This window comes from Gemmatimonadota bacterium (assembly GCA_026705765.1).
GTDB lineage: Bacteria > Latescibacterota > UBA2968 > UBA2968 > UBA2968 > VXRD01.
In genome coordinates, this window is record JAPPAB010000003.1 from 1 (window position 1) to 23,985 (window position 23,985).

The 23,985-nt window shown below is 51.0% G+C and carries 21 protein-coding genes and 1 tRNA gene; 4 read left to right on the forward strand and 18 right to left on the reverse strand.

Features of this window, described 5'->3' with window-relative positions; genetic code table 11:
* Positions 1 to 152 precede the first annotated feature (152 nt).
* The 5 genes from OXH16_00315 to OXH16_00335 form a co-directional block, all read right to left on the reverse strand.
* Complete coding sequence (locus OXH16_00315; protein ID MCY3679807.1) at positions 153 to 476, reverse strand: DUF433 domain-containing protein; 324 nt, start codon at positions 474 to 476, stop codon at positions 153 to 155.
* A 37-nt stretch (positions 477 to 513) separates the two neighbouring features.
* Positions 514 to 942, reverse strand: coding sequence for a hypothetical protein (locus OXH16_00320; protein MCY3679808.1), 429 nt, complete (start codon positions 940 to 942; stop codon positions 514 to 516).
* 3 nt (positions 943 to 945) lie between these two features.
* On the reverse strand, positions 946 to 1,347 hold the full coding sequence (locus tag OXH16_00325; GenBank protein MCY3679809.1) for a hypothetical protein: 402 nt from the start codon (positions 1,345 to 1,347) through the stop codon (positions 946 to 948).
* Between the two features lie 181 nt (positions 1,348 to 1,528).
* The gene (metH, locus tag OXH16_00330; protein ID MCY3679810.1) at positions 1,529 to 5,185 is read right to left on the reverse strand and encodes a methionine synthase; all 3,657 of its coding nucleotides are present in this window, start codon (positions 5,183 to 5,185) and stop codon (positions 1,529 to 1,531) included.
* 9 nt (positions 5,186 to 5,194) lie between these two features.
* Positions 5,195 to 5,926, reverse strand: coding sequence for a sulfite exporter TauE/SafE family protein (locus tag OXH16_00335; GenBank protein MCY3679811.1), 732 nt, complete (start codon positions 5,924 to 5,926; stop codon positions 5,195 to 5,197).
* Between the two features lie 6 nt (positions 5,927 to 5,932).
* Here OXH16_00335 and OXH16_00340 point away from each other — a divergent pair, with 6 nt between their 5' ends.
* Positions 5,933 to 7,216 carry an MFS transporter gene (locus OXH16_00340; protein MCY3679812.1) on the forward strand — a complete coding sequence of 428 codons (1,284 nt, stop codon included), beginning with the start codon at positions 5,933 to 5,935 and terminating at the stop codon, positions 7,214 to 7,216.
* A gap of 70 nt (positions 7,217 to 7,286) precedes the next feature.
* Here OXH16_00340 and OXH16_00345 read toward each other — a convergent pair whose 3' ends face one another.
* The 4 genes from OXH16_00345 to mutL all read right to left on the reverse strand — a co-directional run bounded on the left by OXH16_00345 (position 7,287) and on the right by mutL (position 10,975).
* Positions 7,287 to 8,033: a hypothetical protein gene (locus OXH16_00345; protein MCY3679813.1), complete on the reverse strand. Its 747-nt coding sequence runs from the start codon at positions 8,031 to 8,033 to the stop codon at positions 7,287 to 7,289.
* A gap of 108 nt (positions 8,034 to 8,141) precedes the next feature.
* Positions 8,142 to 8,217 (reverse strand) — tRNA-Gly (locus OXH16_00350).
* 41 nt (positions 8,218 to 8,258) lie between these two features.
* Positions 8,259 to 9,179, reverse strand: coding sequence for a tRNA (adenosine(37)-N6)-dimethylallyltransferase MiaA (gene miaA / locus OXH16_00355; GenBank protein ID MCY3679814.1), 921 nt, complete (start codon positions 9,177 to 9,179; stop codon positions 8,259 to 8,261).
* 2 nt (positions 9,180 to 9,181) lie between these two features.
* Positions 9,182 to 10,975, reverse strand: a complete 1,794-nt coding sequence (mutL, locus tag OXH16_00360; protein MCY3679815.1) for a DNA mismatch repair endonuclease MutL — start codon at positions 10,973 to 10,975, stop codon at positions 9,182 to 9,184.
* A 299-nt stretch (positions 10,976 to 11,274) separates the two neighbouring features.
* Here mutL and hpt point away from each other — a divergent pair, with 299 nt between their 5' ends.
* Positions 11,275 to 11,808, forward strand: coding sequence for a hypoxanthine phosphoribosyltransferase (gene hpt, locus OXH16_00365; protein MCY3679816.1), 534 nt, complete (start codon positions 11,275 to 11,277; stop codon positions 11,806 to 11,808).
* A 22-nt stretch (positions 11,809 to 11,830) separates the two neighbouring features.
* On the opposite strand, the gene OXH16_00370 is transcribed toward hpt, so the two are convergent.
* From OXH16_00370 to OXH16_00405, 8 genes are all read right to left on the reverse strand, one after another.
* Positions 11,831 to 12,511 carry a uracil-DNA glycosylase gene (locus tag OXH16_00370; GenBank protein ID MCY3679817.1) on the reverse strand — a complete coding sequence of 227 codons (681 nt, stop codon included), beginning with the start codon at positions 12,509 to 12,511 and terminating at the stop codon, positions 11,831 to 11,833.
* Positions 12,512 to 12,604: 93 nt separating this feature from the next.
* Positions 12,605 to 12,970 (reverse strand): glutaredoxin, encoded by a 366-nt coding sequence (locus OXH16_00375; GenBank protein MCY3679818.1) that lies wholly within the window; start codon positions 12,968 to 12,970, stop codon positions 12,605 to 12,607.
* Positions 12,971 to 13,195: 225 nt separating this feature from the next.
* Positions 13,196 to 13,783 (reverse strand): hypothetical protein, encoded by a 588-nt coding sequence (locus OXH16_00380; protein ID MCY3679819.1) that lies wholly within the window; start codon positions 13,781 to 13,783, stop codon positions 13,196 to 13,198.
* A gap of 47 nt (positions 13,784 to 13,830) precedes the next feature.
* On the reverse strand, positions 13,831 to 16,125 hold the full coding sequence (locus OXH16_00385; GenBank protein MCY3679820.1) for a xanthine dehydrogenase family protein molybdopterin-binding subunit: 2,295 nt from the start codon (positions 16,123 to 16,125) through the stop codon (positions 13,831 to 13,833).
* 15 nt (positions 16,126 to 16,140) lie between these two features.
* On the reverse strand, positions 16,141 to 16,617 hold the full coding sequence (locus OXH16_00390; protein ID MCY3679821.1) for a (2Fe-2S)-binding protein: 477 nt from the start codon (positions 16,615 to 16,617) through the stop codon (positions 16,141 to 16,143).
* Positions 16,618 to 16,621: 4 nt separating this feature from the next.
* Positions 16,622 to 17,497 carry a xanthine dehydrogenase family protein subunit M gene (locus tag OXH16_00395; GenBank protein MCY3679822.1) on the reverse strand — a complete coding sequence of 292 codons (876 nt, stop codon included), beginning with the start codon at positions 17,495 to 17,497 and terminating at the stop codon, positions 16,622 to 16,624.
* A gap of 264 nt (positions 17,498 to 17,761) precedes the next feature.
* Positions 17,762 to 18,802 (reverse strand): methyltransferase, encoded by a 1,041-nt coding sequence (locus OXH16_00400; GenBank protein ID MCY3679823.1) that lies wholly within the window; start codon positions 18,800 to 18,802, stop codon positions 17,762 to 17,764.
* Positions 18,803 to 18,895: 93 nt separating this feature from the next.
* Positions 18,896 to 19,336: a rhodanese-like domain-containing protein gene (locus OXH16_00405; protein ID MCY3679824.1), complete on the reverse strand. Its 441-nt coding sequence runs from the start codon at positions 19,334 to 19,336 to the stop codon at positions 18,896 to 18,898.
* A 187-nt stretch (positions 19,337 to 19,523) separates the two neighbouring features.
* On the opposite strand from OXH16_00405, the gene OXH16_00410 reads away from it, so the two are divergent.
* Both OXH16_00410 and OXH16_00415 read left to right on the forward strand, forming a co-directional pair.
* Entirely contained in the window at positions 19,524 to 20,561 is a 1,038-nt protein-coding gene (locus OXH16_00410; GenBank protein ID MCY3679825.1) for a Gfo/Idh/MocA family oxidoreductase, read from the forward strand.
* Positions 20,562 to 20,603: 42 nt separating this feature from the next.
* A complete protein-coding gene (locus OXH16_00415) occupies positions 20,604 to 22,007 on the forward strand; it encodes a sulfatase (GenBank protein MCY3679826.1) in 1,404 nt (467 codons plus the stop codon).
* Positions 22,008 to 22,021: 14 nt separating this feature from the next.
* Here OXH16_00415 and OXH16_00420 read toward each other — a convergent pair whose 3' ends face one another.
* Positions 22,022 to 23,980 carry a hypothetical protein gene (locus tag OXH16_00420; protein ID MCY3679827.1) on the reverse strand — a complete coding sequence of 653 codons (1,959 nt, stop codon included), beginning with the start codon at positions 23,978 to 23,980 and terminating at the stop codon, positions 22,022 to 22,024.
* Between the last annotated feature and the right edge of the window lie 5 nt (positions 23,981 to 23,985).

Below are 23,985 nucleotides of genomic sequence, written 5' to 3' on the forward strand. Positions count from 1 at the left end.
AAACTCTGACCCCTATCACGGGGCTACAATTTTACAGAACTTTTTGGACTTGACCGATTTCGGCTGAGGTTAGATTGTATCAAGCTGTAGTATAGGATAGCAGGAAAACCACTCGAATACATAACTTATTCTCGCACAGGTAGTTATCATAATCAATTGATTTTGTGTATTGTTGAAACGCGGCGTCGTGCATCCGCTAATTTCTGATAAAACACAGGATCTGATTCTCGGGACGCTTTTCGCTGTATCTCGAAATCTGTTTTCGCTCTCTCAAGATATGTCTCAATTTCTGCCTGATGGGCAAGATAGAATGCAATAGCTCCATAGACCTGTTCGAGTGTCAGTACAGGAAGCGATTGGGCAATGCTCTCAGGAGATTGACTATCCAGAAAAGCATAAACAATGGTATCCAGCGAGACCCGACTATTTGCAATCCAATAGCCTTTGTCTCGATACTCAACATAAATCTTGTTCATATTCTCGTCTCATCAAAGATGCCCAGTGATTGTACGATTATGTATTCTCGTGCAAGTATTGAAGTATATCTTCTTGAATCCGATCTTTATCTGAACTGTGCAGGCATATCTCTTCCAGATTATTAATAATCTCCGTTGCATCCAGCAATACCTGCTGAACATTACTGTCTTTTTCGACCAGCGTATCGGTGAGAACATAATCGGCCCGTCGGCGCCAGCCATGTAGGCTTTTGATTTTCTCACCCAATTTTGCCACATCCTTGATACTACATCCACAAAGAGAACCAAATACATTTCCATGTGCGTTGGAACCTCTCCCAACCCGTCCACCTAAATTCTGAATAATGTTAGCCCCTATATGATATGAAGCATAATAGGCACGGCTAATAGCAGTCCGTTTTTCAGCCGCTGAAGGAGAATTTTTTGCAAGATCAAGTGCTACAGTAAAAAATTCATTTGGCTGCATTGGCTATTCCGCAATATCTAAAAGAAGTTGGAAATATGCTCTTGCTTTTGCTGGAACATCCTCGACCCAGGTATCGAGAAATCTATCATAATATTCATAAATCTCTTTTCGATCACCCGTGACAGAGAACAATACCTCAACAAAAACATCGTCAGACTCATCATCTTTTTCGAGACTGAATGCGCCACTCTCTAAATTTGGAAAATGACTTTCAAGAAGCCCAGGTAGCTTTGAATACCACTTTGCTATACCTTTTTCCCGACAAAAAGCCTCTATTGCGTCATTTGAATTGCTGTCACAGCCTGGCTTGAAGCGTACCATTTCAGCGCTGTACACCATTTCATCAAAATCAAAGGATTTGCCTTTGGCTTGTCGTTCCGAAAGCTCCGAAACCTCTATTGCCATATTCATATCCTTCCTATGAATTGCTCGCGTCTATGGCAGTGAATCCGCCATACTTATTGGTACTCAAAATATACTCCACTTTTCGAGTATTAACAAGGTGGGTAAAAATATTAAAACGCAATGCACAAAATTCCTACCCTCTCGCCTTTCATCTGCGTTCATCTGCGTTCATCTGCGGATACTACTTATACCCCAAATTCGGAGCCAGCCAGCGTTCCATCTCGTCCATCTGCATCCCCTTCCGCCGTGCGTAATCGGCCACCTGATCCGCATCGATCTTGCCCACGGCAAAATAGCGCGCATCGGGATGTGCGAGATACCATCCGCTGACCGAAGCCGCTGGAGACATCGCAAAATTCTCAGTCAACCGAATATCCGTCTCTCGCTCAACCCCGAGCAAATCAAACAAAGTCTGCTTCTCCGTGTGATCTGGACAAGCGGGATAACCGGGCGCGGGACGAATACCGCGATATCTCTCCCGGATCAAATCCTCATTGCTCAACGCCTCGTCCAGACCATATCCCCAATCTCGCCGCGCCTTTGTGTGCAAAAACTCGGCAAATGCTTCAGCCAGGCGATCCGCTATAGCCTGAAGCAAAATGGCATTATAATCGTCCAATGCGTGCTTAAATGCCGCGGCTTTTGCATCAACGCCCAATCCGGCCGTCACGGCAAATATCCCGATATAATCTGCGTATCCAACGGGTGCGACAAAATCGGCCAGTGAAAAATACGGTCCTCCCGTGCGCTTTTCCTGCTGCTGGCGCAACATCGGCAACCGCGCCCGCTCGGCATCTCTCCGCTCATCTTCAAACACGACAATATCGTCGCCATCGGCATTTGCAGGGAAAAATCCGTACACCGCCTGTGCCTGGATCCATCCCTCATCCACAATCGCCTTGAGCATCGCCTGCGCATCGTCGAATAATTTGCGCGCCTCTGCGCCCTTATTCGGATCATTCAATATCTTCGGATAGCTGCCTCGCAACTCCCATGCGTGGAAAAACGGTCCCCAATCGATAAAATCGGCCAGTTGAGAAATCGGAAAATCGCACAAATCTTGCACACCCGTAAACTTGGGCCTGGGAAGATCAACCTGTGCCCAATCAAACGCCTGGCGACGCGATAGAGCATCCGAATACGAAATCAGCGGCCTTCGGGAAATATCAAACTCAGCCAATGCCCGCTGCTGTGACTCGCGATTTGCCCGCACATACTCATCGCGCTGCTCTGCGTTCAACAGCGTACCCACCACACCTGTTGCGCGCGATGCATCCACAACATGCACGGTTGCATAATCGTAAACCGGGGCAATTTTCACCGCCGTATGCCTGCGGCTCGTGGTCGCTCCCCCAATTAAAAGAGGCACGTCAAACTCTTCGCGCTGCATCTCCTGCGCGACATGGACCATCTCATTGAGCGATGGCGTAATCAAACCGCTCAGCCCGATGATATCGACCTGTTCTTCTCGCGCAACTTTCAAAATGCGATCCGCGGGCACCATCACACCCAGGTCAATCACCTCGTAATTATTGCATCCCAAAACCACGCCCACAATATTCTTGCCAATATCGTGAACATCCCCCTTCACCGTCGCCATCAGAACCTTGCCCCGCGCCCCGCCGCCTGCTTTATCCTCTTCCATCAAAGGCTCGAGATACGCCACCGCCTGCTTCATCACGCGCGCTGTTTTAACCACCTGGGGCAAAAACATTTTGCCCGCGCCAAACAAATCGCCCACCACATTCATCCCGTCCATCAACGGACCTTCGATCATCTCCAGTGGTTTGTACCTGTCAAGCGCCTCCTCCAAATCCTCTTCCAAATGCTCTGACTGCCCGTGCAATAGCGCGTGTTTCAAGCGATCTTCAACCGATCCCTGCCGCCAGGCATCGTCTTTTTGGCGGCTCTTGCCCTCTGATCGCACAGACTCGGCAAAATCCACCAGCCGTTCCGTTGCATCTTTCCGCCTGTTGAATAACACATCTTCAATCAGCACGCGCAACTTCTCGGGAATTTCTTCATACACCATTAACTGTCCGGCATTGACAATGCCCATATCCAGACCAGCTTGAATAGCGTGATACAAAAAAGCCGCGTGAATTGCCTCGCGCACGTAATCATTGCCCCGGAATGAGAACGAAATATTGCTCACGCCACCACTCGTTTTTGCGCCCGGGCACAGGTCTTTGATCTGCTTCACAGCCTCGATAAAATTGACCGCATAATTGTTGTGTTCTTCAATACCCGTTGCAACGGTCAATATATTCGGATCAAAAATAATATCCGATGCATCCATCCCCACATCTTCGGTCAAAATGCGATATGCGCGCTGGCAAATCCGCACCTTATCTTCAATCGATGTCGCCTGCCCCTTCTCATCAAATGCCATTACCACAACCGCAGCACCGTAGCGCAACACGGTTTCCGCCTGTGACTTAAAAACCGCCTCGCCCTCTTTCAAACTAATGGAATTGACAATCGCCTTGCCCTGTACGCATTTCAACCCAGCTTCAATCACTTCAAAATCGGAACTGTCAATCACAATTGGCACGCGCGCAATATCGGGTTCGCCCGAGATCAGCTTTAAAAACGTCGCCATAGCGTCTTTTGAATCGAGCAACCCCTCGTCCATATTGACATCAATCATATTCGCGCCACCAGCCACCTGCTCCCGCGCAACTGCCAGTGCTGCCGCATAATCACCCGTTTTGATCAACCGCGCAAACCGCCGCGATCCCGTCACATTGGTGCGCTCGCCAATCATAATAAAATTGGAATCGGGATAAATAATCATTGGCTCCAAGCCGCTAAACCGCGACACAGAAGACCGCTCGGGGATTTTTCTCGGTGCCTTATCGGATACAGCCTCGGCAATCGCTGCAATATATTCGGGCGTGGTACCACAACATCCGCCCACGATATTGAGCCACCCCTGCGCGGCAAAATCGCCTAAAATACCCGCCATGTGGCCCGGAGAATCGTCGTATTCCCCAAACTCATTGGGCAAACCCGCATTGGGATAGCAACTCATAAATGCCGGTGCGAAATGAGATAAAGCCTCCACATAAGGCCGCATTTCCCGCGCACCGAGGGCGCAGTTAATCCCCACACTCAAGGGCTGTGCGTGCGCCACCGACAACCAGAATGCCTCTATCGTCTGTCCGGACAACGTGCGTCCGCTTTGATCGGCAACCGTACCAGAAATCATCACGGGCACTTTCACACCTTGATCCAGAAAATAACGCGACACGGCAAATAATGCGGCTTTGGCTGTGAGGGTATCGAACACCGTCTCCACCAGGATCAGATCCACACCGCCAGCCATCAAACCCTCTACCTGCGCGTAATACCCATTGACCACATCTTCAAATGTATGCGTGCGAAAAGCCGGATCATTCACATTGGGAGAGAGCGAAAGCGTACAACTCGTTGGTCCCAGAGCACCCGCGACAAATCGCGGCTTATCCGGATTGTGCACTGTCATCTCGTCGGCTGCTTTTCGCGCAACCCGAGCAGCTGCCACATTGAGATCGTAAACCCGGTCCTGAAGCTGATACTCCGCCATTGAAATCGGTGTGGCATTAAACGTATTCGTCTCGATAATATCCGCCCCGGCTTCCAAAAAACGACGATGAATATCCGCGATCAAATGCGGCTGTGTCAGGCACAAGAGATCGCTACATCCCTTCACATCAACGGGATGATCCCCAAAGTCTTCCCCTCGAAACGCCCGCTCGTCCAGATCATAAGCCTGAATCATCGTCGCCATCGCGCCATCGAGCAGCAAAATGCGCTCTGACATCAAGTTGCGAATGGTTGTATCTATATCGCGCATAAATTCTCCTTAAAAAATCGCCGCCGCCAATCCGCCGGCCATCACCATCCCAATCGAAATCCAGCGAAACACCGCCACCTGGTGAACCCGTGCGCGGAGATAGGTCGCGGTCAAGAATCCCAAAATCAAACCCGGCGCACCCCAGAGGACAAATTGCAAACTCTCTATCGTCAACACCCCTACTGCCCACAACACACTGAGACTCAACGTGGAAGTACACAAAAAACAGGTCAAAAGCGTTGCGCGCATCATCGCCTGCGGCCAGCGCTGTTTCAACCCAAACAGAACGATAGGTGGTCCAGATACACCGATACTGGACGACAAAAAACCGCTGAACATACCCACCCCTCCACAGGTCAGTGTATCATGTCGGAAAGGATTACCCGGTCGCAACTGCAAAACAATTGCCAATACCACCATCGCCAGACCAATGGCGCGCTTCATCACCTCTGCATCTGTATCGCGTAAAACAATCGCACCGATAGGCATGCCCACAATCGCACTCCCCACAATCATTCCCAGCACCTTCCAATCTACATCCCGCCTCAGTTGAATAAATTGCCCGGTGCCCAAAGGCAAATAAGACATCAAAACCCCGGGCACAACCACCTGGGCGGGAAACCACAAGACCATTGCCGGTATAGAAAGCAGGTTAAAACCAAACCCTGTCAACCCCTGCAAGCTACCCGCAATCCAAAAAATACTGCTCGCATAACATATTTCGCGTATTGGAAAATCCATTGTGTTGTGGTTGCTTTTCGCCTCTTATTTTTGTTTTTTACCTCAATGAACGCAATCATCCGCAACCCCCTTATCCTCCCCGTCTTTATCCCCACTTTTCTACTCAGACTGGGCAGTGGCCTGCTCGTCCCTATATTGCCACTCTACGCCAAATCTTTTGACATTTCCTACAGCCTCGTCGGTCTCGTGCTCGCTGCCGAAGGTATCGGTCACCTCGTTGGCGATCTGCCCGCAGCCATGCTACTCAACCGCATTGGTCGCAAATCCGCGATGCTATTGGGGGTAATAACAGTTGCATTGTGCGGCGCAGGCCTCTTTTTCGCACCATCCATATCCGTAGTCTTCCTGCTGCGCTTTGTGGGCGGGATAGGCGGCGCACTTTGGGACATCTCGCGGTATGCTTATTTAGCCGATGCCACAGCCGTCCACCAGAGGGGCCGCGCCCTCTCTGTATTTGGTGGTATCAGCCGTATCGGCACCTTTTTGGGACCTGTCATTGGCGGCTATATTGCCTCTGTCGCCTCTGTAAGATATCCATTCCTCGTTTATGGCGGCATTTCACTCCTATCCGCAGTAGTCGCGGCAATCGCCGTTGAAGCCTCCCGCAAGCGCGTATCGCCACCGCAACACGGTCTTGCGCGACACTTCGCCAATATCTTTCGCGCCCACAGCAAAAATCTAATCACTGCAGGCACAGGTCAGCTCTTTGCCCAAACCATTCGCAGTGGTCGCTACATCATCATACCGCTTTACGGCGCCGAAGTCCTCGACCTGGGATATGAACAAATCGGTCTCATTATGACGATCTCGGGCTTTATCGACATGATGATGTTCTATCCCGCTGGGGTCATCATGGATCGCTTTGGACGCAAATTCGCCAATGTTCCCAGCTTTGCACTACAAGCCATTGGCATGGCACTTATCCCGCTCACAGAAACTTTTGCTCCCCACCTCAATGTGTCCTTTTTCTTTCTCGACCTCATCACAGGAGAATTTATCGCCCTCTTATTCCCCGCCAGCCTGCTTGGATTTGGCAATGGCCTCAGTTCTGGAGCCATGATGACCCTGGGAGCCGACCTTGCACCTCGCGACGCTTTGAGCGAGTTTTTGGGCCTCTGGCGCCTCATCGGCGATGGCGGACGCATGTCTGGACCCGTATGCGTCGGTTATGTCGCCGACCTCCTCGGCCTATCGCCAGCTGCTCTGGCTATTGCAGGCATCGGCCTTTCCGCAGCGGGTATCTTCCTCTTCCTCGTTCCTGAGACTCTGGAAAGACGAATAGACGAATAGACGAATCCCACCCCGCCACCCAAAGTCGTTACGGGCTTCGATTCGCTGATTCGTTGATTCGCTGATTCGTTCAGCCCTTCACCATCGCCTCCAGATGCGCCACAATCTCATCAATCGGTGCATAACAGGTCGAACAGGGATAGAGAAACTCTCCTGTTGCCCGCAAATGCGCCCCATTTTTTATATGAAAGCGCCCCGTGCGGTCCATAAATTGCCCCCAATGCCCCATCGTATATCCCGCTTTTGGGCTCACTATCGCGCTCTCGCGCCAGCTTTTGGGAAAGAGATCTTGAAATGGTGGCGCAGAATTGAGCCAACTGCCACACCTCACAGTCTTCACATCGGAGCGTCGCTGTTGCGTATCCTTTAACAATTGCAGCAATGTGCCCATAAATGCATCTCGCATTTCACTCAGAGGCGATTTGGGCTGATACACATTGCCAATGTGGATCGCGATATAATCCTCGCCATCGTCATACGTCCAGCATTCGTAAGGACGTCCCCTTGTCGAAGGTCTGCCATAACCCTTTTTCACGCGGGGCCACAAATAGGCCAACCCTTCTTCTTCCCATGCCTCACCCTCACAACGATCAAAAATGGCCTTCAAACCCTTTAGACAAGCATTCCAATCCGGGTCTTCATGCCCCCGCGCCGGATGGCGATCACCATCGAAAAAATCCGTATTTCGATACGTATTGACCCGAGAAGTAATCGCATTTTCAAACCCAATCCCCTCCCGCGCCATCAGAAACCGCGCATACCACAAACTCAGCTTGAGAAAATGGCTGACATAGTGAATGCGTATTTCGTTATCCATCGAAACTCCTTCGAACGCAGTAAATTGCACCGATTGGCTTTATTCAATACATAAAACAAAAAGAACGGACAACCCGCTTTGAGATTGCCCGTGATTTTCATTATTTTTTGGAGCGGGAAACGGGACTCGAACCCGCGACATCAAGCTTGGGAAGCTTGCACTCTACCAACTGAGTTATTCCCGCTCCTCAAGGAATAGCCAATTTACAGGTGTTCCCATGTGATGTCAACATGTTTCAAGATTTTGCAAGATGGGAGTTGCCACATCACCACCACTGCCATCCATCCACTGTATGCGCTCATCTTTGCGAAAAAAGGTCATCTGTCGCTTGGCATAGCGCCGCGTACCCTGTTGCAAATCGGCAAGCGCGCGATCAAGCGTCGTCTCACCATTGAGATATTGAAATATCTCGCGGTATCCGAATGCATTGAGCGCGTTTAGATCGGGAGTATAACCCCTGTCGCGAAGGCTTGCGGCTTCTTCGATCAGGCCATTCTGGAACATGAGGCAAGCGCGCGCATTGATCCGGTCATAGAGTACTTCGCGCTCCCAGTACAAACCAAAATAAGATGCCGCATGACAAATCGGTGGCGTTGGCGGCACCTTCTGATGTTCAGAAAGCGGCTTACCCGATGCTTCATAGACTTCCAGGCCGCGCAGAATGCGTTGTGTATCAGTTGGGTGAATTTTTGCAGCCCATTCTGGATCGGCTTCACACAGCCTTTTGTACAGGGCGGGAAGACACGCTCTCCCCTCTTCCTTTAATCGCGTGCGAATCTCTATCGGAATTTTCGGTACAGGTGAAAAGCCATCGAACAACGCGCGAATATAAAGTCCCGCGCCCCCAACCACAATGGGCACCTTGCCACGACGCAAAATATCTCCAATTACAGCAGACGCATCTTCGGCAAATTGCCCCGCGCTATAATCTTCATCGGGATTCACAAAATCGATGAGATGATGGCGCGCAGCAGCCCGTTCTTCAGTTGTGGGCTTTGCAGTCCCAATATCCATAAAACGATAAATCTGCCGCGCATCTGCCGATATAATCTCGCCATCTATCCTCTGCGCGAGTTCAATACCTACAGTCGTTTTGCCCGATGCCGTCGGTCCGGCAATCACCAGAATATCTGGGAATGAGGCCATGACTACCGCTTAAACCGATTGTCGATTTCATCCAGCCCGATCTTAACGAGTGTTGGCCTGCCATAAGGGCTGACGAAAGGTTCTCGCGTTGCGAACAACTGATCTATAAGTGCGCGCATTTCTTCTGTCGATAAATCCTCACCTGTGCGAATTGACGTGTGCCAAGCATAAACCGATGCGAGCCGATGTTCCTCGGGCGCGATCTGCCGCGCTTGTACGGAAGGCGAAACAGAAGTTGCTTGCTCGGCTTCGGCCATATCGCGAACCATATCTCTCAAAAGCTGCCCATCTTGCCATGTTCTCAGCCCCATGGGAATGGCATCGATAACAACCGTATGTCCCCCAAAATCGCGAATGCCAAACCCCATTTTTTCCAACAGGGGCATTGCCTCGCGCACAATGAGAATTTCTTTGACACCAAAATCGAGCGTAAGTGGAAACAGCAGCCGCTGACTCGTCGCGGGACGGGTATGCATATTATCAATGGCGCGTTCGTACAAGATCCTTTGGTGGGCAACCTGCTGGTCAATCGCAATCAAACCATTTTTAATATGCGCCAAAATGTACTTGCTGTGCAATTGCCATACGGAAACCCGGGCAAAATCTTCTTCATCGAGATCATCGGCATTAACCCCGGTTCCCCGCTTTGCCTTGCCCGACGACATTCTCACCGTTAGCGGCAATGCCATCTGGGGTTGTCCGCCAACTTTGGGCTGCCCGGGCTGATAGGTGATCTCAGGAGATTCTGCGATGCTCACAGGCGTATCTGCCACGGGCATAATAGCATCGTCCATTTCCGGGATCAGGTCTGCGCCGCGCAGCGATTGCTGAACAGCCTGAGTAATCAGGCCGTAAATTGTCCGCTCATCGGCAAAGCGCACCTCGCGCTTTGAGGGGTGGACATTGACATCCACACGCGCCGGATCAATGTTCAGACAGAGGCAATACGATGGCGCAAGCCCCTTGGGCAAAAGCCCGCCATATCCTTCGTAAACTGCAAAAGCGATGGCTTTGTGTTGCACCCATCGGTTATTGACAATCAAAACCTGTTGGGCACCGGATTTTCGCGCGGACTCGGGCTTGCCCACAAAGCCTCGAACCTCTATGCCGCTCGCCTTGCTCTCAACACCGATGGCATCTGTGCCATATCGCACGCCGAATATCTGCTCTGCCCGCCGATCAAAGCGCGACCTCCCCAGTTGTAGCACCTGGCGACCATTGTGCTTGAGATCAAACCCGATCTCGGGATACGCCATGGCCATAGCTGTCACCGCGTTCACGATATGCCGAAATTCCGTATCGACACTTTTGAGAAATTTTCGCCTGGCAGGCACATTAAAAAATAGACCGTGCAATGTAACAGTGGTACCCTGCCCGCGGCCAATCGCGGATACATCCTGCACGCGCCCGCCCACCACGGAGATTCGCGTTCCTTCAACCGCATCTACCAGGCGAGTTTCAAGAGTCATGCGCGAAACAGCGGCAATACTGGGCAATGCCTCGCCCCTGAATCCGTGTGTGAGCAACCCTTTTAGATCGTCCAGACTTTGAATCTTGCTCGTCGCGTGTCGTTCAAGTGCCAAAAGCGCGTCATCGCGCGACATCCCGCATCCATTATCACTGATCCGCAGGCTTTCCTTGCCGCCGGCAGCGACTTCAACGACAATGCGATCCGATCCCGCATCCACTGAGTTCTCAATCAGTTCTTTTGCGACAGATGCTGGCCGCTCAACCACTTCTCCAGCAGCGATGCGGTTGGCGATCTCATCCGGGAGTATGCGAATTTGATTGGGCATATTGAGGATAGATGTGAAATAAAGAAAACAAAAAACGCCTAACCCGCCGGGCGCCGAAATGTTTGTCGAAGTCCCGGTGTTAAAACAGCGGAAAACTTCCTGCGGGGCTACCCTAATGCAGATTCAAGGCGTTTTTTTGTGAAGCACAAGCTTCAACGCAAATATAGCATTTTTACAAATCTGAATCAAGGGATTCCTTCAAATATCGCTTGATCGTTATGAATTAGCCCCAATGGGGTTTGACTTACAAAATAAATTCTTTAAGTTATACCATCTTCCATCGCAAGGAGATTTTTCCAGTGCAGGATTCTGTCCTTCATCTCGATTCTATACTAATTGACGAGAAAACGATCCAGAATCGCGTTCGTGAACTCGGCGCCGAAATTTCCGCGCAGTACCCGGACGGTGTCGTTCTCGTGGGCATTCTAACGGGCGCCCTCTACTTTTTAGTTGATCTTTCGCGAACGATAAGCTGTCCCATTGAAATTGATTTCATTGCGATTTCGAGTTATGTCGGTACAAGTAGCTCGGGCACAGTGACATTCACAAAAGACCTCAGCCGTAAAATTGATGATCGTCATGTGCTTGTTGTAGAAGACATTGTCGATACCGGGCGCACGATCTCTGCACTTCTCACGTTATTAAAGGACAGAAACCCACGCAGCCTCGGTATTTGCACTCTCCTGGACAAACCAGACCGCAGAATCGTACCCGTTCCCATCCATCACTGCGGTTTCACCATTCCGGACCAATTTGTCGTGGGTTATGGTCTCGACTACGATCAAGCCTACCGCAACCTGCCCTACATCGCTGTGCTGAATGAACCCAGGTGAGAAGCGGGTGCTTTATCCTCCTTCACACTTCACACAGCAATGCACGTACGCGCTGGAACAACGCATCGATCATATCTTCTGTCAGCACGCCCGTATTCATATTGTAGCGGCTAAAATGGTAGGTCGCCACGAGAATTTTATCCCCCAACCGGTACACGCCACCGTGCTGGAAACGATAGGCGTTTAGCCTCGTCACACGCCCTGCTGACCTCTCCAGCCTTATATAACTGTCAAATGCATCTCTCCCCATCGCCAGAACGATTTTTACTCGACGAAGGAACCTCATCTCCTGTGCCAGCCAGTCGAGACACGCGCGCTTTTCTTCAGACCTGGGGCGATTTTGAGGCGGAACACATTTGACGGCATTCGTGATATACACATTGTCCAGTCGCATGCCGTCGTGGAGATCAACCGCTGTTTCCCGGCTGGCAAAACCGTGCCGGAAAAGCGCGCGATACAGCACATCCCCAGCGCCATCGCCCGTAAATGGTCTGCCTGTGCGGTTGGCTCCGTGTGCGCCGGGAGCCAGACCAATAATGAGCAATTGTGCGTTGACATCCCCAAACCCCGGAACGGGCTTTGCCCAGTAATCGCAATCGCCAATTTTGCGATTTTCCGCCAGCTCAAAGGTGCGGCAGTAATCGACCAGGCGTTTGCACAGGGTACATGCTGCTATCTCTTTTTCGAGAACGCGCGTCTGCATAATAAATATAAAAGCGTGTGCAAATGGCTCTTATTCAAAAAAAAAGGCGACCCTTAAAGGATCGCCTCGAGATAAATAGCCACCACCTTGTTTTTATCGACCAAAGTGAGGGTTCGCAATGGTCGGTTGCTGTGCAGCACGCGCCATTGCTTCATGCTCTTCATCTGTACAGGAACGATCCGTTGGAACCGAGGGATCTGGACCTCCGGGCTGATATCCATTTTGGATTAACCAACCTTCTAACTCATCACCGCTGATATCGGCCAGCATGGTATCCCCAATCTGCACACAGGGCTGTAAGGGCTGCCCACTCTTTATAACCATCTCGCGATAGTTATCGGGATTGTTAATGATATCGCGGTCTTCGTACTCCAGCCCATATTTTGCCAGCACTGCGCGCACACCACCGCTCCAACCGCAAACTGGCTTCAAATAGGCGATGACTTTGGGATTAGCCATTGAAAAACCTCCAGAGAAATGACATTATAGGTCTGATCCGATTCTCTACTAATGTACAAAAAATCGCATATATGGCAAGGGTTCTTATTCTATATGCCCTGCTGACCTATATATTTTTTACTTCCCACCTCTCGCTTCTCGACGGCGCGCTTTAAGGCGTTTTTTTCGCCTCTGTCGCCTTCGGCGAAGCTCTTTTCTACGTTCACTACTCGCCATAAATCCTTCCTATTCATTACCAAAGCGAAAACCAACTGTGAATTGCAATGCGCTATCTTTTTCATCATCGGCAATGATGAGCTTCATCTCGCCGAACCAGGCCAGCATCGGACTCAATTTGCGCTGATACCCCAATGGCAAATTTAAGCTGATTTTGGTATCGTTCTGGGGGCCTTCTGCAGTTGCTTCTCCCGCTGAATCAGGTTCTATAGCATCAGATGGTGTTTGGGGGCGAAAGAAGTGGGTTCCAAAACCACCGCCGAAATAGGCCCGTCCTACCGGCGTTTGATGAAAAAAGTAAACGACATCCAGATTGACGGCATAAACGCGCAAATTCTCCTGTACCGCGATATCCATACCCGGAAGCAGATGCAATTTGGGCAACATAACAGATCCCAGATCGAGATTGCCTCCGATCATCCATCGGTGGGAGTCAAACTGGCCACCCATACCATAAAAGGTGTCAAACTGAGGTTCGCGCGTCAGGCTCACCCCCGCTTTGACATGCAACCCCAGGGCATCGGCCATCTGAGGAACACACAGCACCATCAGGGCTGCCAGTCCCCAGGCAGCGAATATTGAAATCACTCGATTCATGTTACCCCCTTTCCTTTGGATTGGATGTCTATTCAATTCCTCACAAATCAAGCTGTCCCATTTCCTCCATTTTTTGCCCACAATGCCTTGAGAACTTCGCCTGGCGACATGGGCAAATTTGTCAGTCTCACACCCACGGCATCGTAAATCGCATTTGCAACTGCCGCAGCAGGTGGAACAATCGGCACTTCTCCCACCCCTCGCACACCATAGGGGTGACCGGGATTTGGCACTTCGACGATATGGGTTTCAATCATGGGCAAATCGAGACAGGTGGGCATTCGATAATCGAGCAAACTCGCATTGGTCAAAAGCCCATCCCCATTATAGGCGTATTCTTCGTTGAGTGCCCAGCCAATACCCTGTGCTGTGCCCCCCTGCATTTGTCCTTCGACATAACTGGGATAAACAGCTTTGCCAGCATCTTGAATCATAGAGACGCGCAAAATTTCTACTTTGCCCGTTTCGGTATCGACCTCAATATCGACAATCATTACCGCAAAAGCGCCACCCACGCCGGACGGATTTACGGTTGCCCTGCCCATAACGGGACCACCTGTTTCGTCAAGCATTCCAGCCAACTCTTTGAACGAGATGGTCTTAGAAGAATCAGATGAAGAAAATGTGCCATCGTCAAAAGCCACATCATCAGTCGAGATCTCCCACAATTTAGCCGCGCGTTCAATCAACTGCTCCTTGATGTCCAGGGCGCACTGATAGGCCGCCCACCCGGTTGCAAATGTCGTGCGGCTTCCGCCAGTCACATCTGTATCGCCGATAGAATCCGTATCAACGACCTGTGGCTTGACGTCTTCGGCCCTGATGCCGAGCACTTCGGCCAATTGCATCGCAATAGATGTTCGGGTTCCTCCAATATCCGTAGAACCCTCGACCAGACTGACCGTGCCATCTGAATTTACACTGGCAGCAGCACTCGACTTCAAACCCACATTGAACCAGAAACCCGAAGCGATCCCGCGCCCGCGGTTTTTACCACTGACTTGTGTCGTATAGTGATCTGAAGCAAGAGCTGTTTTGACGCATTCCTCGTTACCAATTCGCGGATAAACCGGACCATCTGCGCGTCGCGTGCCTTCTCTGGCAGAATTTTTGAGCCGAAACTCGAGTGGATCAACACCCATTTGTTCGCAAAGCTCGTCGATAATCGTTTCGGAAGCAAAAGCGGCATTGGTTGCGCCGGGTGCCCGATAGGCCATGGTCTGCGGTTTATTGACCAGCACCTCGTATCCGTCAATCAGCACATTGGGAATATTGTAGGGCGCGAAAATGCACATGGCACCAGGAGCTGCCCAACTGCCGGGAAAACCGCCCGACTCATACGCCATATACGCATATGCAGCGACGAGCTTACCCGCTTTGTCAACGCCCATTTTGCACTTGATAAAAGAGCCAGCGGTCGGGCCTGTTGCCTGCAAAACTTCTGTGCGACTCATGACCATCTTGACGGGGTGCCCGGTCTTTCTCGACATAGTTGCGGCCAGAGGCTCGAGATAAATCCGGATTTTGCCCCCGAAGCCACCGCCAATTTCCATGGGAACAACTTTGACTTGCGAAACCGGTACATCCAGGATCTGCGCGGTCTGTTCGCGCACGGTAAATGCGCCCTGCGTGCTGCACCACACCGTAATCTGATCATCGGCACCCCACAAGGCCGTGGCATTTTGGGGTTCAATATACCCCTGGTGAACCGTCGCTGTGTCAAATTCTCGCTCAATAACGAGGTCCGCCTCTGCAAATCCCTTCTCCACGTCGCCCAATTCGTGGCGAAAATGGGTACAAACATTGCTCTTTTGACCCGTATCTTCGCCCAGCGACTGCGTGGTCTGGTCTTCCAGAAGCAAAGGCGCGTTCTCTTCCATGGCTTCGTGGACAGTCAAAACGGGTTGCAACACCTCGTATTCGACATCAATTAAATCAACTGCTTCTTGTGCTGTGTGAATATCTGTAGCGGCAACCGCTGCAACTGCATGGCCGTGATACAATACCTTGCCATCGGCCAGCACATTTGCGCGCAGGTGCCTGAGATTAGCAGCACCTTCACCCAGATCTTCAATTTTGTCTTCTTGCAATGGCAGGTCGTCAACCGTAATCACGGCTTTTACACCTGCAAGCGCTTCTGCCTTGCTCGTATCTATTGATTTGATCCGCGCATGTGCATGTGGGCTGCGCACAACTGCTCCGTGCAACATGCCTGCCATATCGATATCTGCACCGTATTTTGCCCGACCAACGACTTTATCGACGCCATCGTGCCGTATCGGACGGGTGCCAATAACTTTGTAATCCGTAATGCCCAGATAATCTTCTGTTTTTGTCGCCATTATGGGATCACCTCCCTATTCGGCCATTTCAGACGCGGCGTCTTGCACCGCGCGAACGATTTTGTCATACCCCGTGCAACGGCACAGATTTCCCGCTAAGTATAACCGAATGCGTTCTTCCGAAGGATCGGACTCTTGATCGAGCAATGCCTTGGCAGCCACAATAAAGCCCGGGGTGCAAATGCCGCACTGAAGGGCTGCGTGTTCGAGAAATTTTTGCTGGAGAGGATGCAAACCATCGGCACTTGCAACGCCTTCAATCGTCAGGAGTTCCTGCCCTTCGGCTTCGACAGCCATCATCAGGCAGGAATCGATAACCTGTCCATTGACCAGTATGCTACACGCGCCACAGTTGCCATTGCTGCAACCCTCTTTCGTGCCCGTAAGATCGAGTTGATCCCGCAAAACTTCGAGAATTGTCTGCCGAGGTTCGCACAAAAACTCGACCGATTCTCCATTAATTGTCGTTGTAACGTGAACTTTTCCTGGCATGCGATCAAGACTCCTTTGCTCTTTGAATGGCCCCCTGAATGGCGCGGCGCGTCAAAACGCCGGACAGGTGAACCCGCTGTTCGATAGTTCCTCGCATATCGCTAATTGGCCTGGCAGCCGCGCGCGATGCCGCACACGCCGCTTCTATAGCATCTTCATCATCTACCGATTGCCCCTCAAGTGCTGCGCCCGCATCGGCAACGAGCAAGGGTGTGGGGGCAACAGCCCCAATTGCCACCCGCGCCTCTTGAATAGTCGCTTTATCGCTGTCCAAAACCACAGAAGCCGCAGCATTGGCGACTGCAATATCCATTTCATTGCGCGGAATAAATCGCAGGAAAAATGCTCCCGAATTAGCAGCCGGAGTTGGCACCTGAATAGAAACGAGAAACTCGCCGGATTGAAGAACACTTTGCCCGGGACCGGTAAAGAAATCCTCTGCAGCAACTTCTCGCGTGCCATTTGGCCCCGCAATACGACATGTGCTGCCCAGAACAATAACAGCAGGTGGGGTGTCCGCTGCGGGCGAGGCATTGCAGAAATTGCCTCCAATAGATCCGCGGTTTTGAATCTGAATAGAACCGATGAGCGAAGTACAATCTACAAGAGCGGGATAACGGTTTTTGACAACATCGTAACTGTAAATTTTGGAACACGGTGTTGCCGCGCCAATGCTCAAACCGCTGTCCTCATCAAAACTCAACGCCGTTGCTTCGGGAATCTGCTTGAGATCGATCATCAAATCGATCTGGCGCCCCTCCTTCAACTGCGCGATCAAGTCCGTGCCACCAGCCAGAATGCCGACATTGCCATTTCCCGCGCTGAGCAGAGAAATAGCCTCATCTACAGACTGGGGTGCTTCATAATCAAATGCGTTCAAAATTTTCCTCCTCTTTGATTAAAACCACAGATTTTAGATGCTTTTGAATTTTTCTAAGAAGCTAAGAATACAACCGAAGTTCCAGACTGTCAAGCCTTTTGGCGGGAGAGAATTAACGTTCTGAAAAACGATGTGTCAACCACAAAAAAGCGGGCTTCCGCGAGATGCCCAATCTGGTGGGAGGGGACCAGACAGAACACTTGCGGAAGCCCAGGACAACTATCTGACCTTATACTTCATTGCGATAGACGCCTGTGTGATACATTAGTTCCCAATATGAGCCTCAAGAACGACATACCCATCTTTTTGAGCCACGACCTCCCCTTGCCCAAAAACCCTTTGGATGTGTTTCAAATACGCTTCTGGACGCATCACAACAAGCATTAAACGTCCTCCCGGTCTCAGTGCTCGAAAAGCACCTTCTACAAGGGGGTGTGACGCAGCATTGCCATCGTGAAAGGGCGGATTGGAAACAATAAGATCGAATTTCTCGCATAGATCAATAATGCGAGCATCACCCACACGCACTACCGCATTGCAAATTCGATTTCGCCTCAAATTTTCCTCCGCACAGGAAACAGCTCGAATATTCGAATCGATGAGCGTTGCGCTACCTTTTGCAGATAGACGCGCAGCAACCATGCCGAGTGCGCCCCAGCCACACCCCCAGTCCAGCACATGGTCTGCAGGACGAACTTTCATGCAGTCGATCAGCAATCTCGTCCCGTCATCGAGTCCATCCCGTGAAAAAACGCCCGCACGGGTTTCAATGCTATATGGACTGCCCGGCAAATCGCACAGTTCAAATGTCATTCGATTCTCAACCGGTGCCTGACAAGGATCATCTTGCTTCTTAGTCGCGCTATAAATTTCCACTCTGCCCACGCGCCCTGCACGTCTGCTATTGCCAAAAACCGCTTGCAAATACGCGACATAACTTCTAATGCCGCGATTGCGCTGGCCCGCCAGATAAAGTGCGCCGCCCATTTCAAGTGCCTGAAAGCCCTGATCAATCCATTCAAATACCTGTCCCTTGGCAGACCTTTGGGCGGGTTTGTAAAATACGACACGCGCGTCGGAAATCACCTGTGCCGGCATTGCACTGAGCACCCCGTTTATCCGAAGTGCTTCTGTTTTTTGCACAGCGCGAATATCCTCCCCCACAAAAGTCACCCGGGCACCTGTTTCCCGCAAGCATTCGAGACAGTCTCCCTCCCAGCCGAGATCCAAGACCTGAGTCCTGGCCTGCAAATCTGCTGCTGCAACAAATGCCTCGCGCGCTTGTGTGTCCTTTGGCTTTATCACTCGTAAGTGCCTCTGCCACAATATTGAACAGGATTCATATTCCATTTTCCATCAAATGAAACACCTGATGGTTTTGTATGTTCTAACAATTCTCTACGACTCTGCCCGCGCTTTAATACTCGCATAAGAATTGGACTCATTAACATCGGTTTCGACAGGCAAATTGGAATCGCGCCATCCCACCACGACGAGAACGCCATTTTCGACTTTTCCGCCAAAGCCGCCCTGAACATTGGCCAAATTTGAATACCCCAACCGCGCCATCAAATCCGCAGCCATCTGAGAACGCATCCCGCTCTGACAGCCACAAAAAATGGGCTGTTCTTTATCGGGCAGTGTTTTTTGCACAACAGTCAAAAAATCGGGATTTGGTACCATTCCCGCCGGGCCGGGAACTGCAATGGGGATATTGATAGCGCCTTCGGGATGCCCCTGGGCAAATTCCATTTCCGTGCGCACATCGAGATATACCGAATTTCCCGCTTCATCCATCGCGACTTTTGTTTCTCCGGGTTCAAACTGTTTAACTGCCATATTAACACTCCAAATATTGAGGTGATTATTTCTGAAATATATCGCGTACAAAAATAAATAAAATCATAGGGCAGGCAAGTCCTGAATCTCATTTGGCATTTACGGTGTTTCAGTTCTTTACTCTTGTTACTGGATATATTACTTTGGATTTCGATACGTAAAATACGTTTACAGGAGGACCATAGAAATGGCCAAAGAAAACACACTGAGAGTCGCCATTGCGGGCTGCCACCGCATGCTGCTACACGATTTGACCCATCACAATTTTGCCGCGGCTTTTCGAGCCATTCCGGAAACTGAGATCGTTGGTGTATTCGATTACGGCGCGGAAACGCGAGCGGAATTTGTCACCTGCTGGCAAGACGTTTGGGGCGATATCCCAACCTTTGGTAACTATGAACACATGCTCAAAGAAATTAAACCAGATGTAATCTGCATTGCAACACGCCAGACCATGCACGCCGATCAGATCGAAGGCGCTGCCGCAGCAGGCGTTCGGGGTATTCTCTGCGACAAGCCTCTGGCTACAACCCTTGCGGAAATGGATCGCATTATATCTGCGTGTGCGGACATCCCCCTCTGCTTTGGCCTTGACCGGCGCTGGTCTCTCCCCTATCGCCACCTTCGCGAGAACATGAGCGATCTGATCGGAACCATCACGAGTCTCGTCGCTTATGGACTGCCCAACACCATCAACCACGGTTGTCATTGGTACGACGCCTTGCTGGGGCTACTGGGCGATCCCGAACCCTTATGGGTCAGTGGTCTGATTGAACACGGCGATTCAGACGATGAACGCCGCAAACTCGACCCGCCTGCACGTGCCCAAATTGGTCTGGATAACGATGTAGTCGCCTATATCACAATGGATGGCGGCAAAGGCCCCAGTTTTCAAATCACTGGAACAAAAGGTCATTTATCCATCTTCTCTGACGCAACGCATGCCCATCTCTATCGAGAAAATACTTACCAACGCCTCAGCCTTCCCACAGACGAAGACTCATGGCCGACGGGACCTGCAATGGTGCGCGATCTCGTGCAAGCTATCGAAACGGGTGATCGCACGGCCTGTGACATCCATCATGCGCTCAGAGCCACAGAGATCGGATTTGCCATCCACCACTCCTCAAAGCAAAGGGGCGTGAAAATCGCCCTGTCAGATGTGGACCGATTTCTACGAGTGGAATCATTCCCCTGGGGAAATGAACCAAATACACCTGGATAAACAGTTTTAACACTTTTACACGCAGCTCTAAGGAGATCCCCAATGTCAGACCCTATGAACATTGTCGTCATCGTAGCCGATACATTTCGCACATCATTCCTGGGTGCTTATGGAAACGACTGGATCCACACGCCAAATCTCGACCAATTTGCCCAAGAAGGCGTGCGCTTCACCAATGCCCATCCCGAGTGTCTGCCCACCATCCCGACGCGGCGAACCCTTCACACCGGGTGCCGAGCCTTCCCCTTCAAAGACTATACCCCCGTTCCCTGGGACAATGTCTATATCGCCGGATGGCAGCCCATGTCGGGTGATGAAGGTACAATCGCCGAAGCCCTCGTGCAGGCTGGTTATCACACCGGATTCTTTGCCGATGTCCCCCATTACTTTGTCCCTGGAATGAATTTTACGCGGGGCTTTCGCCAATGGGAATTCATTCGCGGCCAGGCAGAGGACCGCTATCGCGCCATAGCCGCAGCAGACCCGGCATTGATCGAATGTTACAAGCTCAGAAAAGGACAAGCCGAGAACCTGATCCGCGCCCATCTGGTCAATGTGCAACCCCAGCGTCCCGAAGAGACATGGCCTGCAGCGAGGACGTTTCGCGCTGCCATTGAGTTCCTCGAGCAAAACGCTTCAAACACGCCCTTTTACCTCTACGTCGATAGCTTCACCCCCCACGAAACCTGGGAAGCCCCGCTCCATTACTACGACCTGTATGGTAGCCGCGAAAATAGAGTACCCATCTGTCTCAATGTACCTTATGGTCCCTTGAACGCCAATCCCGACTACGAAGATCGGCTCACTTCTATTCGCGCCAATTATGCCGGACTCGTTACAATGGTGGATACCTGGTTTGGACGATTGGTCGATACAATCGACAGAGTGGGCTTGCGGGACAATACCATGGTCATTTTTCTCAGCGACCACGGCACAAATTTCGCCGACAATACCGAAGGCATAATCGGCAAACCCGCAGACTACATGTATCCGGGCACCATGTGCATTCCGATGATCTTGCGACACCCACAAAACAAAGGTGCCGGAAGCATATCCGACGACTTTGTCTATACCCTCGATATACCCGCAACAGTGCTCGACATTTCCGGCGTCTCACCGATTGGAGAAATCGACGGACAGAGCTTACTACCCATCGTTGAATCCTCGGGAACCTTCAGTGAGCGAGACTATCTAACATGCCGCTACGGCAATTCCGTCTGGTACAAAGACCAGACCACATGGTTCTTTTCTCAGGCGGACTTTTCTGGGCCTCGCGTCTTCGACCTGGCATCAGACCCGGACTGCACCCAGAACATTGCCGAAAGATCCGCAGATAGAATCGCACGGGCAAAACACCGTATTCTCGAAGATGCCAGCGGCGAAATTCCCATCTACCAACGCCAAAACTCCACCGATGCACTGGGACGCCCGGAATTTACTGTATGAGGGATCTATAAATGTTACCAATCTGAAAACGGAATATTGTGTCCCTGCCCGGGAAACCAGATCATATCGATGACAAACGAAGTACCTGCCCCCATAAAATGCCCGAGAATCAGACCGATAAAAAAGGGTCGCGCTGTCCGATACGCCTGGGCACCGCCAATTCTGAGAATAATAGCTTTGGCAAACCACGCCAGAAAAATTGGGAGAACGACATATCGCACGGGACCCACTGGACCAGCGGCAAATCCAAGAGGGTGAAAAGGGAAACCGGGAAAGCGATAGCGCACAAACATCAGGAGCAAAGTAAATGCCGCCCCGCCCGACAAAAAACCGATCAACTCCCAATTTCTGCCCCACGGATCCTTCGACTTCTTGACCAGATCATCCCAGGGCCAGCGCGCCAGTTCACCGGTAAAAATTCCACCGTAATTGGCGGCACCATTCACATAGCCCATATAAATCGTGTACAAAAATGTGGCAAACACGCCCACACCCATCGCCAGGATCAGAACCCAGAGCAAGCGTCGCCTATTCGTCTGGATGGTATCGAATAACTTTGTCGAATGCCCCAGCGCGGGCATAATCGTCGTCTTGATATCGCTACACCACGAATGAGAGATAGCGACAGAAACGAGCGTGCGCGATGCTAAAGAATCAATACCGAGCATGATCGATGCAAAAATTTGCGGACACATCGCTGCGCGAAGCGAAATCAACCCGGCCTCTGCAATCAGACGGGTTTGTCCCAAATACATCACCAGCACGCCAAAAAGGAACAGCGGGATAAACTTCAACTCCATTCCCGTCTTATAATGCCACACCGCAAGGTAAATCGCACTCCCAATCAATCCAAATGCGGCAGTGCGATAAGACATAATCTCGCCTGAGTCATCTACTTCTGAATCATTGTAAAACGCCTTGCGAAATACATTTTTCAGATGTTCCCGCCCCATCCAGAATCCGACGAGAACAATCACAATAATTGCACCGTGCGATTGCGCCCCAATCGAAAGCGGATTCGTAGAGTATTCGTCAAAAATGGCCTCCTTATAACCCAATCGGTTGAAAAGGCCCATTTCCATTGTGGTAAAAAAGTTGAAAAACCACAGACTGAACAGAATATCCAGCTTGATAAAATAGGCAAACCCTGCCACGACCGGGTACATACGCATCGAAATAGGCGGAAATACCCGGTCGAACACAACATTGGGATAACGCCAGGGGATCTGTGGGAACGAAGGGTTAAAATGATTGATCACATTCCACAACACCCAGAAAAGCGTCAATCCAAATCCAATCCAGAAAAGCGGCAGATTCAGAATCGGAATACGGAAAAAGCCCTTCTCTTTCGGCTCTTCCAACACCGCCAGCGGAACTTCCATCAAAGGATATTCAATCCGCTCGTTCTCCACCCATTGCTTTCGCAAAATCACCATCAAACACAAAGCGCACCCATAGTAGGCGACAATTACCGTCATCCACCAGAAAACCGGCACCAGCCATATCATCCACGGAATAGACGCACCGCGCGGTAGCCCTTCAAAAAACCACCTCAGACCCTCCCCACCCGGCACCACGGTCCACGCTGGCAAAAGCGTCTCGTAATACACCGCCCACTGGTTCTCCGGGGAAGACAGATAATGGGGTACTGTGAAATTTGCGACCATCTTGCCGATGAAATACGTCGGCATCGTGGCCCCGATCAATGGCATCACAAAAATGACAATCAATTCACCCCGGCTCAACTTCAAGAATCGATTTGCAAACAACACCAGCACCATCAAAGGCACAACCGCCGCCATTGACAGGTGATTTTGATCCAGACGGGTCGCGTGCAAAATAAATCGCGCATAAGACCCCGCATTCGTCGCCAGCACCGTCAATACAATACCAATCGACAGCGACCACACCGAAATCGGCGACCGGGTCTGATGATCGCGTGTTGTCTCGACCTCTCTTAAAGCCTCTGCCATAATAT

Bases quoted from the DNA above. Each gene is read 5' to 3' on its own strand.
- OXH16_00315 (MCY3679807.1), bottom strand. From the start codon at position 476: ATGAACAAGATTTATGTTGAGTATCGAGACAAAGGCTATTGGATTGCA.
- OXH16_00320 (MCY3679808.1), bottom strand. From the start codon at position 942: ATGCAGCCAAATGAATTTTTTACTGTAGCACTTGATCTTGCAAAAAAT.
- OXH16_00325 (MCY3679809.1), bottom strand. From the start codon at position 1,347: ATGGCAATAGAGGTTTCGGAGCTTTCGGAACGACAAGCCAAAGGCAAA.
- metH (MCY3679810.1), bottom strand. From the start codon at position 5,185: ATGCGCGATATAGATACAACCATTCGCAACTTGATGTCAGAGCGCATT.
- OXH16_00335 (MCY3679811.1), bottom strand. From the start codon at position 5,926: ATGGATTTTCCAATACGCGAAATATGTTATGCGAGCAGTATTTTTTGG.
- OXH16_00345 (MCY3679813.1), bottom strand. From the start codon at position 8,033: ATGGATAACGAAATACGCATTCACTATGTCAGCCATTTTCTCAAGCTG.
- miaA (MCY3679814.1), bottom strand. From the start codon at position 9,179: ATGGCCTCATTCCCAGATATTCTGGTGATTGCCGGACCGACGGCATCG.
- mutL (MCY3679815.1), bottom strand. From the start codon at position 10,975: ATGCCCAATCAAATTCGCATACTCCCGGATGAGATCGCCAACCGCATC.
- OXH16_00370 (MCY3679817.1), bottom strand. From the start codon at position 12,511: ATGCAGACGCGCGTTCTCGAAAAAGAGATAGCAGCATGTACCCTGTGC.
- OXH16_00375 (MCY3679818.1), bottom strand. From the start codon at position 12,970: ATGGCTAATCCCAAAGTCATCGCCTATTTGAAGCCAGTTTGCGGTTGG.
- OXH16_00380 (MCY3679819.1), bottom strand. From the start codon at position 13,783: ATGAATCGAGTGATTTCAATATTCGCTGCCTGGGGACTGGCAGCCCTG.
- OXH16_00385 (MCY3679820.1), bottom strand. From the start codon at position 16,125: ATGGCGACAAAAACAGAAGATTATCTGGGCATTACGGATTACAAAGTT.
- OXH16_00390 (MCY3679821.1), bottom strand. From the start codon at position 16,617: ATGCCAGGAAAAGTTCACGTTACAACGACAATTAATGGAGAATCGGTC.
- OXH16_00405 (MCY3679824.1), bottom strand. From the start codon at position 19,336: ATGGCAGTTAAACAGTTTGAACCCGGAGAAACAAAAGTCGCGATGGAT.
- OXH16_00410 (MCY3679825.1), top strand. From the start codon at position 19,524: ATGGCCAAAGAAAACACACTGAGAGTCGCCATTGCGGGCTGCCACCGC.
- OXH16_00415 (MCY3679826.1), top strand. From the start codon at position 20,604: ATGTCAGACCCTATGAACATTGTCGTCATCGTAGCCGATACATTTCGC.
- OXH16_00420 (MCY3679827.1), bottom strand. From the start codon at position 23,980: ATGGCAGAGGCTTTAAGAGAGGTCGAGACAACACGCGATCATCAGACC.